The organism is Gimesia fumaroli (genome assembly GCF_007754425.1).
Taxonomy (GTDB): domain Bacteria; phylum Planctomycetota; class Planctomycetia; order Planctomycetales; family Planctomycetaceae; genus Gimesia; species Gimesia fumaroli.
Genome location: NZ_CP037452.1, coordinates 6,240,245 through 6,254,185 on the forward strand (window position 1 = coordinate 6,240,245; position 13,941 = coordinate 6,254,185).

Below are 13,941 nucleotides of genomic sequence, written 5' to 3' on the forward strand. Positions count from 1 at the left end.
GCTCTCAAGAACGTTATTGCAGTCCGGTGATTTTTCCCTGTTCGTCAATGTCGATGCGTAATGCCGCAGGCTCGGAAGGGAGACCGGGCATCGTACGAATTTCGCCGCATAAGGCATACAGAAACCCGGCACCGGCAGAGAGTTTCAAATCGCGCACGGGAAACGTGAAGCCCTGAGGGCGTCCCAATAACTTCGGATCGTGTGAAAGCGAATATTGGGTTTTCGCGACACAGACGGGCAACCTGCCATAACCGAGCTGTTCGTATTCCTGAATTTGCCGCTGGGCCTTGGGATCATATTCCACCGCTGCCGCACCGTAAATTTTAGTGGCAATCGTTTTGATTTTGTCTGCGATCGACATTTCGAGCGGATAGAGATATTGAAATTGATTCGGCTTGCCAGCCGCTTTCACGACGGCTTCAGCCAGTGCGATTGAGCCTTGTCCGCCTCGTGCAAATGCGTCAGTCACGACGGCCGCTGAGGCGCCCTGCTCCAGAGCAATCTGCTGAATTTCTGCGAGTTCCTTCTGGCTGTCATCGGGAAAGGCGTTGATGGCCACGACAGTGGGGAGGCCGTATTGGCAGATGATATCGAGGTGCGCTTTCAGATTCACGGCACCGGCGCGAATTGCATCCAGGTTTTCTTCCAGGAGTGCTGCAGGCAACGGTTTACCCGGATGAACTTCAAACAGACCGCTCTGCAGCTTCAATGCCCGGGCCGTGCAGACCAGGACTTCGGCGTCTGGTTTCAGACCGCTGCTACGACATTTGATATCGAAAAATTTTTCCGCACCGCAGTCAGCACCAAAACCGCTTTCGGTGACGACGTAATCGGCCAGACGGACAGCGATTTTGTCTGCCACGATGGAACTGTTGCCGTGGGCAATATTTCCGAAAGGGCCCGTGTGTACGAGAAACGGCGTCTGCTCGCAACTTTGTACCAGATTCGGCCGTAAGGCATCGACGAGAAGTGCCGCCATTGCACCGACACAACCTAACATTTCAACGGTGACCGGCTGCTTTTCATAAGTCATGCCGACCACGATGCGTCCCAGACGCTGCCTGAGATCTGCGAGATCGGTAGCCAGTGCAAGAATCGCCATGACTTCGGAAGCGGCCGACAGTTCGAAGCCGGTTTCGCGTAAGGGAGCCTGGGGCACCTGATCCAGTCCGGTGATCACGTGCGCCAAACCACGATCGCATAAATCCAGGACGCGTTTCCAGGTGATGGTCGCGGGATTGATTTGCGGCGACTTTTTTCGCTTGAGATGATTATCAATAATGCTGGCCAGCAGATTGGTCGCCGCGGTCACCGCGTGCATGTCGCCGGTGAAGTGCAGGTTGATGTCGGCCTGCGGTTCCAGAGTACACTTTCCCCCGCCGGCGCCACCCCCTTTGATACCGAATACCGGCGCTAACGAGGGTTCCCGCAATGTGCCGATGGTGGTGTGGCCCAGTTGAGACAACGCCATCGCCAGTCCGATCGCGGTCACGGTTTTGCCTTCTCCCAACGGGGTCGGGTTGATTGCGGTCACGCCGATATATTTTGCCTGGGAACGATCGTTGAGTCGTTCGGCGAGACCGTGAACCAGTTTGGCTTTATAGCGGCCATAAGGCTCATAATCATTGCGGTTCAGCCTCAGTTGTTCCGCGATGGTATCGATTTCCTGCAATCCTGGATCACCGGTGACAGATTGACCTGGTTGATTCATGAGCGTCTTCCTGAGAGAATCTCGTCTGGTCGGTTCAAATCAGCGTACTATGAGGAAAATCGACTTTTCAAGTGAGTGAACTTCGAATTCTTTCCAGCAGTCATTGTGAAATTCAAAATAAATGTCCAGAATTTAAGGGTAAAAACGCTGTCCTGCAAGAAGCTGCAGGAATCGGGCTCAATGCGGCCGCGAATGCGATACCAATGAATGAAGAAGAGGGAAAGAAACCAGCCATGCAACTGACATCTGTGGTGACGCCGTTCACCGATGATAACCTGCGGCTACTTGCGCAAATTGGTGTGACGCATGTGACAATTCGCTACCCGGGCAGGGGACTGGATCAATTGGAAGCGACGAAAGCACAAGTTGAATCGTCTGGCCTGCAGATCGCTGCCATTGAAGGGTATCTACCCATCGAGAACATCAAGCTGGGAAATGAACACTTCGATGCCGAGATCGAGGAGATGCGGGAACTGCTTTCAAATATGCAGACCGTTGGCATTCCGTTTGTCTGTTACAACTTTATGGCGGGTACCGACTGGGTACGAACCAAACTGGACGTGCGCGAACGGGGGGGCGCTCTGGTGACCGGCTTTGATGTAGAACAGGCTGAGCAGGCGGTTTCGCTGTCAGAAACGACACGGGAGAAAAATGAGTCTTCGATTACCGCTGATATACTCTGGATCAATCTGGAACGATTTCTCAACGAACTGATTCCCGTGGCAGAAGCGTGCGGCGTAACCCTGGCGATGCACCCTGATGATCCGCCCCTCGATTCCTTCATGGGAAAAGCTCGCATCATGAATTCGGTGGAGAGCTTTGAACGACTTGTCCATCTAAAACCAAGCCCCGCGAATGCCGTCTGTTTCTGTCAGGGAACGTTCGCGGAAATGGGGGTGGACATTCCGTCGACGATCGAGCGACTCGGCCCGCATATCAAATATGTGCATTTTCGTGATATCCAGGGAAACCGCGAACGATTTGTAGAAACGTTTCACGATAATGGGCCGACTGATATGTTTGCTGCGGTCAAAGCGTATCAGCAGATCGGCTTCACAGGCCCGATTCGCCCCGATCATGTGCCTCAACTGGTGGGTGAGGAAGCGGGAGAACCGGGATATACGATGCTGGGGCGGCTGCATGCATTTGGGTATCTTCAGGGCCTGATTGAGGCAGCGGGACACGACTGAGAAGCCTAACTCCCCGCGCAGTCGGTAGTTTCGGACTTTTCCATATCACCACTACCCAATAGGGTACGATGATAAAAAAAGGCAACTGACTGGTGGCTGCAGGCTTGATTCTTTGTATAATCGTAATCAGCAGAAAATATTGCCCCACTAACGTAGATTAAAACGAGACTCACAGGATGTGAGAGGAAGAGTCAGAATTCGCTGGCTGACGAGCAGGAGGCACAAACGAACGTAGGTGGCTACACGTGTCTGCCACTTCACTCGAACAATCTCTGATCAGGAGTCAGTCTCATGCGTTTCCAAATGTTGTTAGCCGCGGTCGCCGTTGTCGCCTGTTTCACTATGCAGCCTCAAACATCTGAAGCCGGGAAACGGGTGACTTATTATGCATCGCCGTTCCCCGTCGTCGGACCGGCTCCCGTGTACGCCGTTCCCGCTCCCGTCAATACGGCTTACTACGTACCTGCAATGAACGCATATTATGCGCCGGCATTAGTACCGGCACCTGTGGTTCCCGCTCCCGTGTATTATCAGCCGGCTCCCGTTTATGTGCAGCCTACGACAACCTACTATGCACCAGCCGCAACTTATTACGCCCCCGGCAAAGTTGTTTACAAAACACGGGGACCACGTTTCCTCGCCCCGAATTATAAAACCGTTGTGAAATATCGATAAGCGATCCATGGCATGATAGGGGCGGGCACATAGCCCCATCCCTACATTTCAGATACAGAAAAAGGGTCAGGTTTCTTGAAATGGAAACCTGACCCTTTTTTCAACCGTTGTACCTGTCTTATCTCACTGTTGGGCAAGCCAACAGTGCCACACATTATCAGTTTCCTTGCGTCATTATTTGTGTGATCAGACTACAGTGTCCAGCCTTTACGGTATTCGCGTTGGATGTACTGGGCGGCTTCGGGGACGTTGGTTACTTTGAGGTTTTCCGCATCCCATTCGAGCTTCTTCTGACCGACACGATACGAAACATTCCCGAGCAGCACGGTTTCGGTGAGCGGACCGGCGTAACCGAAGTTGCTGCCTGTGGGGGTGCCGCTACGGATGGCATTCAGCCACTCGATGTGGTGCGTCTTGGGACGAGTCAGATAAGGCTCAACCGGTTTGGCTTCTTTGCCGGCTTCCATGAAGACTTTGTTGGTGCCGTAATCGGCGAGCAAACGACCGTCTTCGCCTTCAAACAGCACGGCACTGTTTTTCTTGTAGACTTCGGCGCCTTTGGGCTTCCAGCCGCCGTGATACCAGGTCATATGCACGGGGGGCAGATCTTCGCGTTCGGCGAATTCGTAATCGACGCGCATCTGACTGGGGCAATCGTTCTCGCCACCGTGTCCTTTTTCACCAACGCCAACCACAGTTTTGGGATACTTTAGCTTCAAGGCCCAGAAGGGAAGATCCATGTAATGGCAGCCGAAGTCACCTAACTGACCGTTACCAAAATCCCACCAGTAGCGCCAGTTGAAGTGGAAGCTTGTTTCATTGTAAGGGCGGAATGGTGCAGGTCCGATCCACTGATCGTAGTTGACGTAAGCGGGGGGATGATTTTCCTTGGACCGCTTACCTTCAATCCGTACGCCGCCGCCGACCCAGACATGGACACGGCGGACAGGACCGATCACACCCGACTGAACCATTTCCACCACTTTGCGGTAGTTGTCACTGGCGTGAATCTGATTTCCCATTTGTGTCGGGACGCCAGCTTTGGCAGCCAGATCGGTGAGCACACGTGCTTCGTAGACGGAATGCGTTAACGGTTTTTCACAGTAGACGGGCAAGCCTTTTCGCAGTGCCATCGCAGCAGCAGGGGCATGCATGTGATCGGGAGTACTGACGAGTACGCCATCCAGGTCTTCCCGATCCAGGGCTTTGCGATAATCATCATAGGTATCAGCGTGAGGGAATTCTTTGGACGCTTTATCCAGACGCTGCGCGTCGATGTCGCAGAGTGCCACGAAGTTTTCTGACTTGGTGCCGGTGATATTGGAGTACGCCCGGGCGGCGACACCAATCGTTGCCAGATTCAATTTTTCGTTGGGACTTTTGCTTTTCGTAGCGGCTTCGATTGATTCCAGAGGCAGTGCATTAGCGAAGGCGGGAACGGCGGTTCCGGCGATCAATGCTTTCTTGAGAAACTCACGGCGGTCGACAGAATTTGACATGGAAATTCTCCTCGTGGTGGGTAGTCCGGGGTGCTTGTGGAATCGATCATCAACTGACCTGATCAACAACGAAAGAAGCTGCTTGATTAGATGCTTCCCGATTCACTGCAGGTAAACTCTGTTCATCAGCGGCAATATATTAATTTATTTTACTATATCGCCTGAGAAAACGGAAATCGAGACTATTGTGATACAAGGCGTAAAATTTCAGTCTGTGAGAGAAAGGCTGAAATGAGGAGCAAGATCAGTTGGAGGTTTCCGAGGTCATGTCTTCAGAAATGCTGACGGCTTTTTCAACGCCGGTAACCAGCTGATCGAGGCGGAAAGGTTTGTAGAGCACACATTTGAGGCCGAGTTGGCGTGCTTTGACAATCGAGTGCGTGGGGTCATAACCGAAGCCCGTCATCAGAATAACCGGCAAGTGCTCGTGAATTTCCCGGATCTGGGCGAAGCACTCATACCCGTTCATATCGGGCAAGCGGATATCGGCGATGACCACATCGTAGTGAAAACTACGGACCATCAGAAATGCTTCTTCCCCGTCATGGGCGGTTTCCACTTCACACCCAAGGCGACCAAGGAGTTCGTGAGCGGCCCGTCTGACGGAGGCATCACTGTCAACGACTAGAATCCGTTTGTTGAGCAACTTGGGATTCACCTGTCTCATCGTGGGCACTTTGTGATGATGGGGCGTCTGGGGAGCAATTTTGTCTCCCACCTGTTGAATCAGTTGCTTAATATGGCGAGTGTCTTTAAGGATACGCTGCAATCGCTCGCACACATTAGGCTCATGTCCAATATACCGCTCCAGAATCCAGGCAGTATCGTTGAGGATCTCATCGACGGGATCGACGACCCCACGCATAATTAATTCCGTACTGGCGGACGCTGTCGTTAATTTTTCGACCACCAGTAATTCAAGAGTATTTAACGCAATCGCTACCTCACGACTGAATAGTTCCAGGAAATGGAGGTCGTTTTCATCAAAGGCTCCGGCATGCGGACTTTCCACATTAAATGTGCCGAGGACCTCATCATGTAGATTCAGGGGAACGGTCAGCGAACTATGAGCGTCTGGTGCCCCTGTCATGTACAGGGGGTCGTGTGCGGTATCTTCACACAGATAACTTTTCCCGGTCGCCGCCACAAAGCCGGTCACGCCGTTTCCTTCCGGCTCTGCATAGAGAGTTCGGTCAGCAGCCACCTGCTCCATCCCGACAGCTAGAAGGACATCCAGACGATTCGTGGCTTTATCGAGAATTCGAATTTCCACCGTTTCGAATTCCAGCAGGTCCTGCGTGTAGTGCAGGATTTTGGCTTTTAATAATTCGATTCGATCTTCGATCGTCATTTCGAAGATTTCTTCCGGCGAAAGATCTCCCAGTTCCAGACCGGCCTGATAAATGGCATTCAGTTTTTGCCGCTGCAGAACTTCATCGGAGATATCTCTGACACTGGCTACAAGATAGGCTGGTACCTGTGTTTCATCACCACTGGTCAAAACCGGCATCACTTCCACATCGTAGTAGCTCTTATCTCCGACACGCAAACCACTCTTCGCGATCTTACGTGTGGAAAACGCGCTATGGAACGGGCTGAAGTCCGGTCCCAATATTTCAGGTGCACCAAAGGCATCGTAGAACGAAGAACCGACCAGCGACGTTTCCTGACCACAGAGGGTCGCAAGCTGATGATTCGACCAGACAATCCGCAAGTCGGCATCCAGCACCACCACCGCGTGAGGTAAAAACTCGAGCAGACTCCCCGACTGGATTAACGCCAGGGGCAAGACTCCAGGAGAGGCTGGGACAATCAGAGCAGATACATTTCCCTGATCAAATTCGGCAATCCCTTCCGCCAGATTTTCCGGGGTCACCACCAGATAGTTGTCTGATGAGAATTGTTCTCTCAACTCAGATGTCTGGTCGTCAGCGGGCCCACAGAAGAGAATTTTTTGCGGATTGGTCACTACAAAATCAGCCTTTGTCCACCAGGACAGTTGATGCTTGACTTAAAACGGTATCATCAATTCAGGATACCCGTTGTTTCTGTGAAATTTCAATGAGCACGAAAATTCGTTGAGAAACAAGCCGTATCAATCTTTTATTACGTATTTCTACGAGCGAATGATAGAATACCTACTCAGCTTTTGTGCTTTTTCGCTAAAATATTAATTTACACGCAAACTGTAATCATATCGTACCTATGAAATCGGCTTTCTGTCAGTCAAAATTAAGATCCAACACAAGGAATCTTCAATTTTTCCCAATTTCTGATCCATTTTGAATACTTTTTCTCAAGTTTCTACGCCTGTTCTCAATATCGGTAATCTCTGGTACCCCCGCCGAAACGTTTCCTCATTGAGGTAATTCAATCAAGCAAAATGACTAATCCCTGGGTCGCCATTCAACGAAACCCGATTTCCGGAACGGGAAATCGAGCCGCACTGCTGATGGATTTAATCTTCCATTTGAAGCAGAACGGGATTCGTCCGCGTCTGTTTTCCAACCGGGATCGCCTGCAGTCGATTCTGTCAGCACGTTCAGCCGAAGATCAACCAGTCTGTGTGGTCGCAGCGGGGGGCGATGGAACCGTTCAGGACGTGGTAAATCGGTATCCGAACCACAAAATTGCCATTCTTCCTTTGGGTACGGAGAATTTACTGGCCCGTTATTTTGGCATCGAAAAGTCCGGCCAGTTTGTTGCAGAAATGATCGCGACTGGAAATACGCGGGAGGTCGATCTGTGCGAAATGAACCAACGTAAGTTCATTCTGATGGCCAGTATCGGCTTTGATGCGGCGGTTGTGGAAACGCTGACCCGCAACCGGACCGGTAATATTACCCATTTGAGTTATCTGAAACCGATCTGGAATACGCTGTGCGCTTATCCCTTTAAGCCGCTGCAGATTACGATTGATGGGGAAGCGGAGGAAATCACAGCCTACCATGCAATTGTGGTGAACATTCCCGCGTATGGATTAAATTTGAATTTTGCACCGACGGCAAATGACCATGATGGACTGCTCGATCTGATCGTACTGCGGAAGAAAGGGATTTGGAGCATGCTCAAATATGTCTTTCGCATCATTCGGGGAACGCATCTGGATTCACGAAGCGTACAAAAACGGCAGGCTCGACAGATCCGGATTCAGTCTGCGGAACCGGTTCCCATTCAGACAGACGGGGATGCCTGCGGCTCGACGCCAGCGGAGATCAAGATCATGCCGTCAGCAGGCCGATTTATTGTCCCTTGCTCAACACTGCCGAATGATCAATAATTCAATCCTGATGATCATCTCTTAATACAGCAGGAAAGGATTCACCCGTGCCTCGAAACCCCGTCACGATTGGTAACGTTCAATGTGGTACCAATCTCCCTCTCGTCTTTATTGCCGGCCCGTGTGTGATCGAAAGTGAAGAGTTGGTCCTGACTACCGCCCACCAGTTGGCTGAAATCGCGGCAAGAGACAATCTGCCCCTGATCTTCAAATGCAGTTTCGACAAAGCCAACCGGACCAGCGTCGACAGTTTCCGGGGGCCGGGGCTTGAAAAAGGGCTGGCGATCCTGGCAAAAGTGAAACAGGAAACGGGTCTGGAAGTGACCACGGATATCCATGAACCATGCCAGGCGGCTCCTGCTGCAGAAGTCTGCCGGATTCTACAGATCCCCGCCTTCCTGGCACGTCAAACCGATCTGCTGGAGGAAGCTTCTAAAGCCGCGTTGAAACATGGAGGCGTCGTCAATATTAAAAAACCCCAATTCGTGGCGCCGGAAGATTGCATCCATGCGGTCAAAAAATGTGAAGCGTTTGGCTTAGACCAGCTGATGCTGACCGAGCGGGGAACCACCTTTGGCTACGGACGACTGGTCAATGACATGCGGTGTATTCCCATCATGCAAAACATGGGAACTCCGGTCATTTTTGATGCCACTCACAGTGTACAGACTCCCGGCGGGAAATCGACGGGCGGGCAGCGGGAGATGATTCCGTTTCTTGCACGAGCGGCTGTCGCCTGTGGCTGTGATGGCATTTTCGCGGAAACTCACCCTGATCCATCCCAGGCACTCAGTGACGGGCCCAATATGCTGCCGCTGAGTGAATTTTCCCAATTTGCGGTCCAATTGCAGAAATTCCGCTCGCTGGTAAATGAAATCGGATAACCGACAGACATTCCATCTGAATCAAAATAGGTTATAGTATAGAAACAGGATTGTTTTCATATTGTTTATCTGAAGTTCTTCAGAGAGACTGACCCGATTATTCATGCCACACAACCATCTTTCGGATGGGAGTGTATAGTATCACGAAGCGACGATTGATATGTCATTTGCCCCTTTGCAACATCCGACTACCAGATTATACCTGTCTGTTTTCCTGGGTCTTTGTTTTGTCGGCCTGCTCATAGCCATTCCCAGTTGTAAAAAAACAGCAACTTCGACTTCACAGAGAGCGAAATCGGAAGAAGGAGCAGCAGAGTCTGATTCTAAGAAGAGTGATCCGGACTGTAACAGTTATATCGACAATGCCATGAGCATGCTCGAACCGGGGCGTCTGGGAATCAGTTCTTCCCTGGATAGTGCGCTGGTCCTGTTAAACCAGTGGGCTTCTAAATGCGGCAATTTTGACGACAAGCCTCCCGTTCTGACAGATTCTCAAAAGCCGTTCCTCAAAAAATATCTGAACGAAGCACAGCTGGCGAAAATGGATCTGACGCGGTTTACCGAGCTTGATGGAAAATTCATCCGCGATTCACAGCTTTTTCAAGGGATGAAAAATGCCGCGATTGAAGGCCAGAGCAATGATCGGGAACGAGTCACTGCTGCCTTTTATTATTGCATGGAAAACCTTGCACTGATCCCGAATGAGAAAGACGTGCTGCCGCTGTCACCTTACGAACTCTGCATTCTCGGAATTGGTTCTCCGGAACAACGCGCCTGGATTTACATCGAAGTGCTGCGCCAATTGCGTATTGATGCAGTTCTGCTTCGTCCCACCAAACCGGCTCCGTTCAAGTTGCTGGTAGGCGTGCTGCTAGATGAAGACGTTTACCTGTTTGATCCCGTGCTGGGACTTCCGATTCCTGCCAAAGAGCAACCCGCTGACTCGGTTCTGATTCAAACCCCGGCATCGTTGGCGGCCGTGTATGAGTCGCCCGACATTCTTACCAGTTTTTACGGCGAGGATGCCAAAAACCGTTTTTCGGCAGAAGAGCTGAAAGCAGCAGAAGTGATCATCATGGGCAGAAGCAGCCAATGGTCGGGCCGCATGCGACAGCTCGAAGATTCTCTGTCACGCAAACAGACATTCGTCCTGTTTCGGAATCTGGATGAATTTAAAGGAGCCCCTGGTTTCATCAGCCACATTCAAACCATCGGAAAAGGAATCCTGAAAGAAGCCACAATCAAAGTCTCTGACTTTCCCGATGCGCAAATGGATGCCAGTGAAGCAGTCACGGGGGAACTAGCGAAAAAAATCAAGCAGATGAAGCTCCCGTTTAAAGCACCGGTTCCCTTTGACGTGAATGCCAGAGTAGAGAAGCCGGGTGGGTTGTTTGAAGTCAAATGGGGCCCTCCCACACGCAAATTATTAAAATCCAGAACAGCCCAACTGATGGGAGATCAACGGCAAGCGATTAAAAGTTTTGTGAGAACACGACTGGAAGCCGGATTCCCTTCAGACTTGATTGTTCCTCAGGAAACCCGACTGATTCATCTGATGGCGGCGCAGCAGGCCGCGTATTTTCTGGCGTTAGGCCAATATATTCAGGGAGAAGAAGCTGCGGCATCGCGTTCCTTTAATGATTACCTGAGACTTTACGCACGCGTCGACCCGAATCGTACCTTGGCCGCCATGTATCTGATGGCGATCAGTGACGCAAAAGCCGGAAAACTATCCAGTGCCATCTTATTTGTTGCAGAGAACGATCCTCCTGCAGCGCTCAAACCGTCTTTCCCTTATCTGGAAAAACGCTGGCGCGCCATTCGCAACAAAACGACAAAGAGATAAACGCCTCAGCGGCATTACTTCAACCGAAATCCGAAACATGCTTTCCTTTATCCGCCGTCGCTGGTTTCTGATCTGCGTTACACTGATAATCATCGTTGGCGTCTATGCAGGACATCAGGGATCAGAAGACATCCTTGCTGGCCTGAAACAGTACATTCGCCCCTCCTGGCTGACCGCAATCGTTCTGTTTTTGATGTCACTCAGTCTGAATTCCGAGCACCTGGTAACATCCGTCCGCAAGCCGGCTCCCATGCTACTGTCGCTGGCGACAAATATCATTTTGCTGCCACTCATCGCCTGGACGCTATTGCCGTTACAACTGACTCCCGATTTCGCAGTCGGGCTGATCATCATGGCCTGCGTCCCTTGTACGCTATGCGGCGCTTCGGTCTGGACACGACGCGCCGGAGGCAACGACGGTATTTCGCTAATGGTCACAATGATCACCAACGGCGCCTGCTTCTTAACCGTTCCGTTCTGGATTTTGCTGATTACCTCGCGCGAAATTGAGTTCGACCGTGTTGCCATGGTCGAGAAACTGTTCTACGCCGCCATGCTCCCCGTCGTTTTCGGGCAGATCTTACGCCTCAATTCCCGCATCAAACAATTTGCCGACGGGATCACTTCCAAACTGGGAACTGTTGCCCTGGTCTTCGTGCTGTTTATGGTCTTACTGGCGGCAGTACAAACGGGCCACGGCGTACGCACATCAGAAATCGGCATTTCCCTCGCTGCGGTGGCCATCGTCTGGATCAGTTGTATCGTGGTTCACATCGGCGGGTTCACCGCGAACATGCTGTTGGGCAAAGCGTTTCAGTTTCATCCCCGCGATCGCATTGCCAGTGCGATTGCCGGCAGCCAGAAAACCCTGCCGATCGCCGTGTTTGTCGCCACCGATGCCTCGATGTTTGGCGACGCGGGAATTCCCTCGGCCGTCTTTCCGCTGTTGATGTTCCACACATCCCAGTTCTTCATCGACACCATCCTGGCCGACCGCCATCGAGAAAAATACGCTATGGCTGACGAAATCGAGCCGCCGGTGGTGGAAAAACAACCGGTTTCTGCCTGCGAACAGTAATATGGAATCAATCTGAGCACCACTTGCTGTTCCCTAGATGCTGTAATTGAAATATCCTGATGCACACTGTTTACAGGGATAAGAATTTAATCAGCTAGTAGAAGGAACTATTCTGATGCAGCAGGAAACCGGTTTCGCATTGAATGGGTTACGCGTGCTTTCTTATTTCATTTGCTTTGCTTTCATGCTTGTCTTCACTGGCAGAAACGAAGTATGCGGCCAAGAAGTCGAACGCAAGAACCGGATCACTATTCAGGATTTGGACTCCTTTATGAAAGAACTGGAACGGATTCGCGACCGCTATCGGGAGCAGCATCGATTTCCCCAAAACGCGTTTGTGGAAGGTGTGATCAATCCGGGGAATCGTAAGTTTACGCTTGTGATGCGCGACGGAAAAATGCGACTCGATATGGATGTACTCATACCAGGAGCAAACGGAACATCAGAACGGCGCACCGTTCATCGTCTGAATGATGGCCGGATCTTTTATAAGGTCAATAATGATGTCACCGTAATCAACCCTCTCGATCATGTTGTTTTATACTGGCAGGCTAATCTTGCAAGCAATCTTTCAAGATTTTTCATGCCAGAGCTGAATGAAATTAAACCGGTTGATGAATTCTGTGATCAGATTCTGCAGCTCATTCGCAGCAATAAAGAAAAATTGATCAAAGCCATTGCTTCCAGTCAGGTTGCCGGTCAAATTACAATTAATGGTCCGCTGCATACCATCGAAGTCTCCGGACCGATGGCAGATGACGGATCGGGGCGAATCGATGTACGGCGCGTCGTTCTGGATGCGAGGTATGGCTACTTACCGGTTCAGTCTGAACGTGTCGAGATGCCAGCCCCAGGTGCCTCTGCATGGAAAAAAACGTATCAGATTAAAACTCAGTACCAGGAAGTCGCTCCCGGAATTTTCTTTCTGTCAGAGGGGAGGTCTGAATATAATTACCATAATCCCAAAATCAGTGATGTTGAAACGGAGTCAGATTCCTATTCTTTTACCACCATCGTCAAGAAATCAGAGGTTGGTACTGAAATTAGTAAACGGAGAATACACTCGAATACTAATATCAGAATCACCAAAGTGAAAACGGGTGATTTCGAAATTGCTGACGACTATTTTGATCTGCAGTCACTCAAGTGACAGCCGTATTCAGTTCTGATAAATCACAACCAGAAAGAGGACGGCTTCGCCGCGGCCGGCGTTGCTGATAGTGTGAGGCACATCAACGCGATAGCTGGCAGAGTCCCCTGGGCCCAGCAGTGTGCTGTCGTCGCCTGACTGCAGTTCGATCTTTCCCTTTTCGACGGTCAGAAATTCGCGCGTCCCTTTAAAATGGGGTGCACTATTCAATTTACCGCTGGTGTGTAACAGTACTTCATAAAATTCGACATCCTTTTCCAGATGCAAGGGGGACAGCGTACGGATGCGGCACTCGGCATCGGAGCGGTAATGAAACGTTCGATCATCAGCGCGGATGACTTCAATCGAGGATGTGGAGATCGGAGCCTCGACCAGTTCTCCCAGTGCGATCCCGAAGGCCTGCGAAATGCGAACGGTGACTGCCAGCGTCGGATTCGCTTCGCCCCGCTCGATCTGACTGAGCATCGAGCGGCTCACGCCACAAGCAGCCGAGAGGGAATCAAGCGACCAGCCACGCTCTTTGCGTAATGCGCGAACACGCTGCGAAAGCTGACCGGAGATTTCATCGGGGGTAAGTTCGGACGCAGAACTCGAATCACTTTGTTTTCTGGCGGAATGTGAGGACATT

General features: G+C 51.1%; 11 protein-coding genes. 7 read left to right on the forward strand and 4 right to left on the reverse strand.

Annotation, left to right across the window (positions count from 1 at the left end; genetic code table 11):
• Positions 1-13: 13 nt before the first annotated feature.
• Positions 14-1,711, reverse strand: a complete 1,698-nt coding sequence (locus tag Enr17x_RS23655) for a formate--tetrahydrofolate ligase (protein WP_145312144.1) — start codon at positions 1,709-1,711, stop codon at positions 14-16.
• A gap of 233 nt (positions 1,712-1,944) precedes the next feature.
• On the opposite strand from Enr17x_RS23655, the gene Enr17x_RS23660 reads away from it, so the two are divergent.
• Both Enr17x_RS23660 and Enr17x_RS23665 read left to right on the forward strand, forming a co-directional pair.
• Positions 1,945-2,901, forward strand: a complete 957-nt coding sequence (locus Enr17x_RS23660; RefSeq protein ID WP_145312145.1) for a mannonate dehydratase — start codon at positions 1,945-1,947, stop codon at positions 2,899-2,901.
• Between the two features lie 291 nt (positions 2,902-3,192).
• On the forward strand, positions 3,193-3,576 hold the full coding sequence (locus Enr17x_RS23665) for a hypothetical protein (RefSeq protein WP_145312146.1): 384 nt from the start codon (positions 3,193-3,195) through the stop codon (positions 3,574-3,576).
• 191 nt (positions 3,577-3,767) lie between these two features.
• Here the strand turns inward: Enr17x_RS23665 and Enr17x_RS23670 are convergent, their stop codons facing one another.
• A complete protein-coding gene (locus Enr17x_RS23670) occupies positions 3,768-5,075 on the reverse strand; it encodes a Gfo/Idh/MocA family protein (RefSeq protein WP_145312147.1) in 1,308 nt (435 codons plus the stop codon).
• A gap of 244 nt (positions 5,076-5,319) precedes the next feature.
• On the reverse strand, positions 5,320-7,044 hold the full coding sequence (locus tag Enr17x_RS23675) for a hybrid sensor histidine kinase/response regulator (RefSeq protein WP_145312148.1): 1,725 nt from the start codon (positions 7,042-7,044) through the stop codon (positions 5,320-5,322).
• 414 nt (positions 7,045-7,458) lie between these two features.
• Here Enr17x_RS23675 and Enr17x_RS23680 point away from each other — a divergent pair, with 414 nt between their 5' ends.
• From Enr17x_RS23680 to Enr17x_RS23700, 5 genes are all read left to right on the forward strand, one after another.
• Positions 7,459-8,355, forward strand: coding sequence for a diacylglycerol/lipid kinase family protein (locus Enr17x_RS23680; RefSeq protein ID WP_145312149.1), 897 nt, complete (start codon positions 7,459-7,461; stop codon positions 8,353-8,355).
• Between the two features lie 47 nt (positions 8,356-8,402).
• Positions 8,403-9,239, forward strand: a complete 837-nt coding sequence (gene kdsA, locus Enr17x_RS23685; protein ID WP_145312150.1) for a 3-deoxy-8-phosphooctulonate synthase — start codon at positions 8,403-8,405, stop codon at positions 9,237-9,239.
• A 160-nt stretch (positions 9,240-9,399) separates the two neighbouring features.
• On the forward strand, positions 9,400-11,085 hold the full coding sequence (locus Enr17x_RS23690; RefSeq protein WP_145312151.1) for a hypothetical protein: 1,686 nt from the start codon (positions 9,400-9,402) through the stop codon (positions 11,083-11,085).
• Between the two features lie 37 nt (positions 11,086-11,122).
• Complete coding sequence (locus Enr17x_RS23695; RefSeq protein ID WP_145312152.1) at positions 11,123-12,163, forward strand: bile acid:sodium symporter family protein; 1,041 nt, start codon at positions 11,123-11,125, stop codon at positions 12,161-12,163.
• Positions 12,164-12,278: 115 nt separating this feature from the next.
• Positions 12,279-13,313 carry a hypothetical protein gene (locus Enr17x_RS23700; protein WP_145312153.1) on the forward strand — a complete coding sequence of 345 codons (1,035 nt, stop codon included), beginning with the start codon at positions 12,279-12,281 and terminating at the stop codon, positions 13,311-13,313.
• A gap of 9 nt (positions 13,314-13,322) precedes the next feature.
• Here the strand turns inward: Enr17x_RS23700 and Enr17x_RS23705 are convergent, their stop codons facing one another.
• Entirely contained in the window at positions 13,323-13,940 is a 618-nt protein-coding gene (locus Enr17x_RS23705; protein WP_145312154.1) for a helix-turn-helix domain-containing protein, read from the reverse strand.
• Position 13,941: the final 1 nt, after the last annotated feature.

Bases quoted from the DNA above. Each gene is read 5' to 3' on its own strand.
- Enr17x_RS23695 (WP_145312152.1), top strand. From the start codon at position 11,123: ATGCTTTCCTTTATCCGCCGTCGCTGGTTTCTGATCTGCGTTACACTG.
- Enr17x_RS23700 (WP_145312153.1), top strand. From the start codon at position 12,279: ATGCAGCAGGAAACCGGTTTCGCATTGAATGGGTTACGCGTGCTTTCT.
- Enr17x_RS23660 (WP_145312145.1), top strand. From the start codon at position 1,945: ATGCAACTGACATCTGTGGTGACGCCGTTCACCGATGATAACCTGCGG.
- Enr17x_RS23655 (WP_145312144.1), bottom strand. From the start codon at position 1,711: ATGAATCAACCAGGTCAATCTGTCACCGGTGATCCAGGATTGCAGGAA.
- Enr17x_RS23680 (WP_145312149.1), top strand. From the start codon at position 7,459: ATGACTAATCCCTGGGTCGCCATTCAACGAAACCCGATTTCCGGAACG.
- Enr17x_RS23665 (WP_145312146.1), top strand. From the start codon at position 3,193: ATGCGTTTCCAAATGTTGTTAGCCGCGGTCGCCGTTGTCGCCTGTTTC.
- Enr17x_RS23670 (WP_145312147.1), bottom strand. From the start codon at position 5,075: ATGTCAAATTCTGTCGACCGCCGTGAGTTTCTCAAGAAAGCATTGATC.
- Enr17x_RS23705 (WP_145312154.1), bottom strand. From the start codon at position 13,940: ATGTCCTCACATTCCGCCAGAAAACAAAGTGATTCGAGTTCTGCGTCC.
- Enr17x_RS23690 (WP_145312151.1), top strand. From the start codon at position 9,400: ATGTCATTTGCCCCTTTGCAACATCCGACTACCAGATTATACCTGTCT.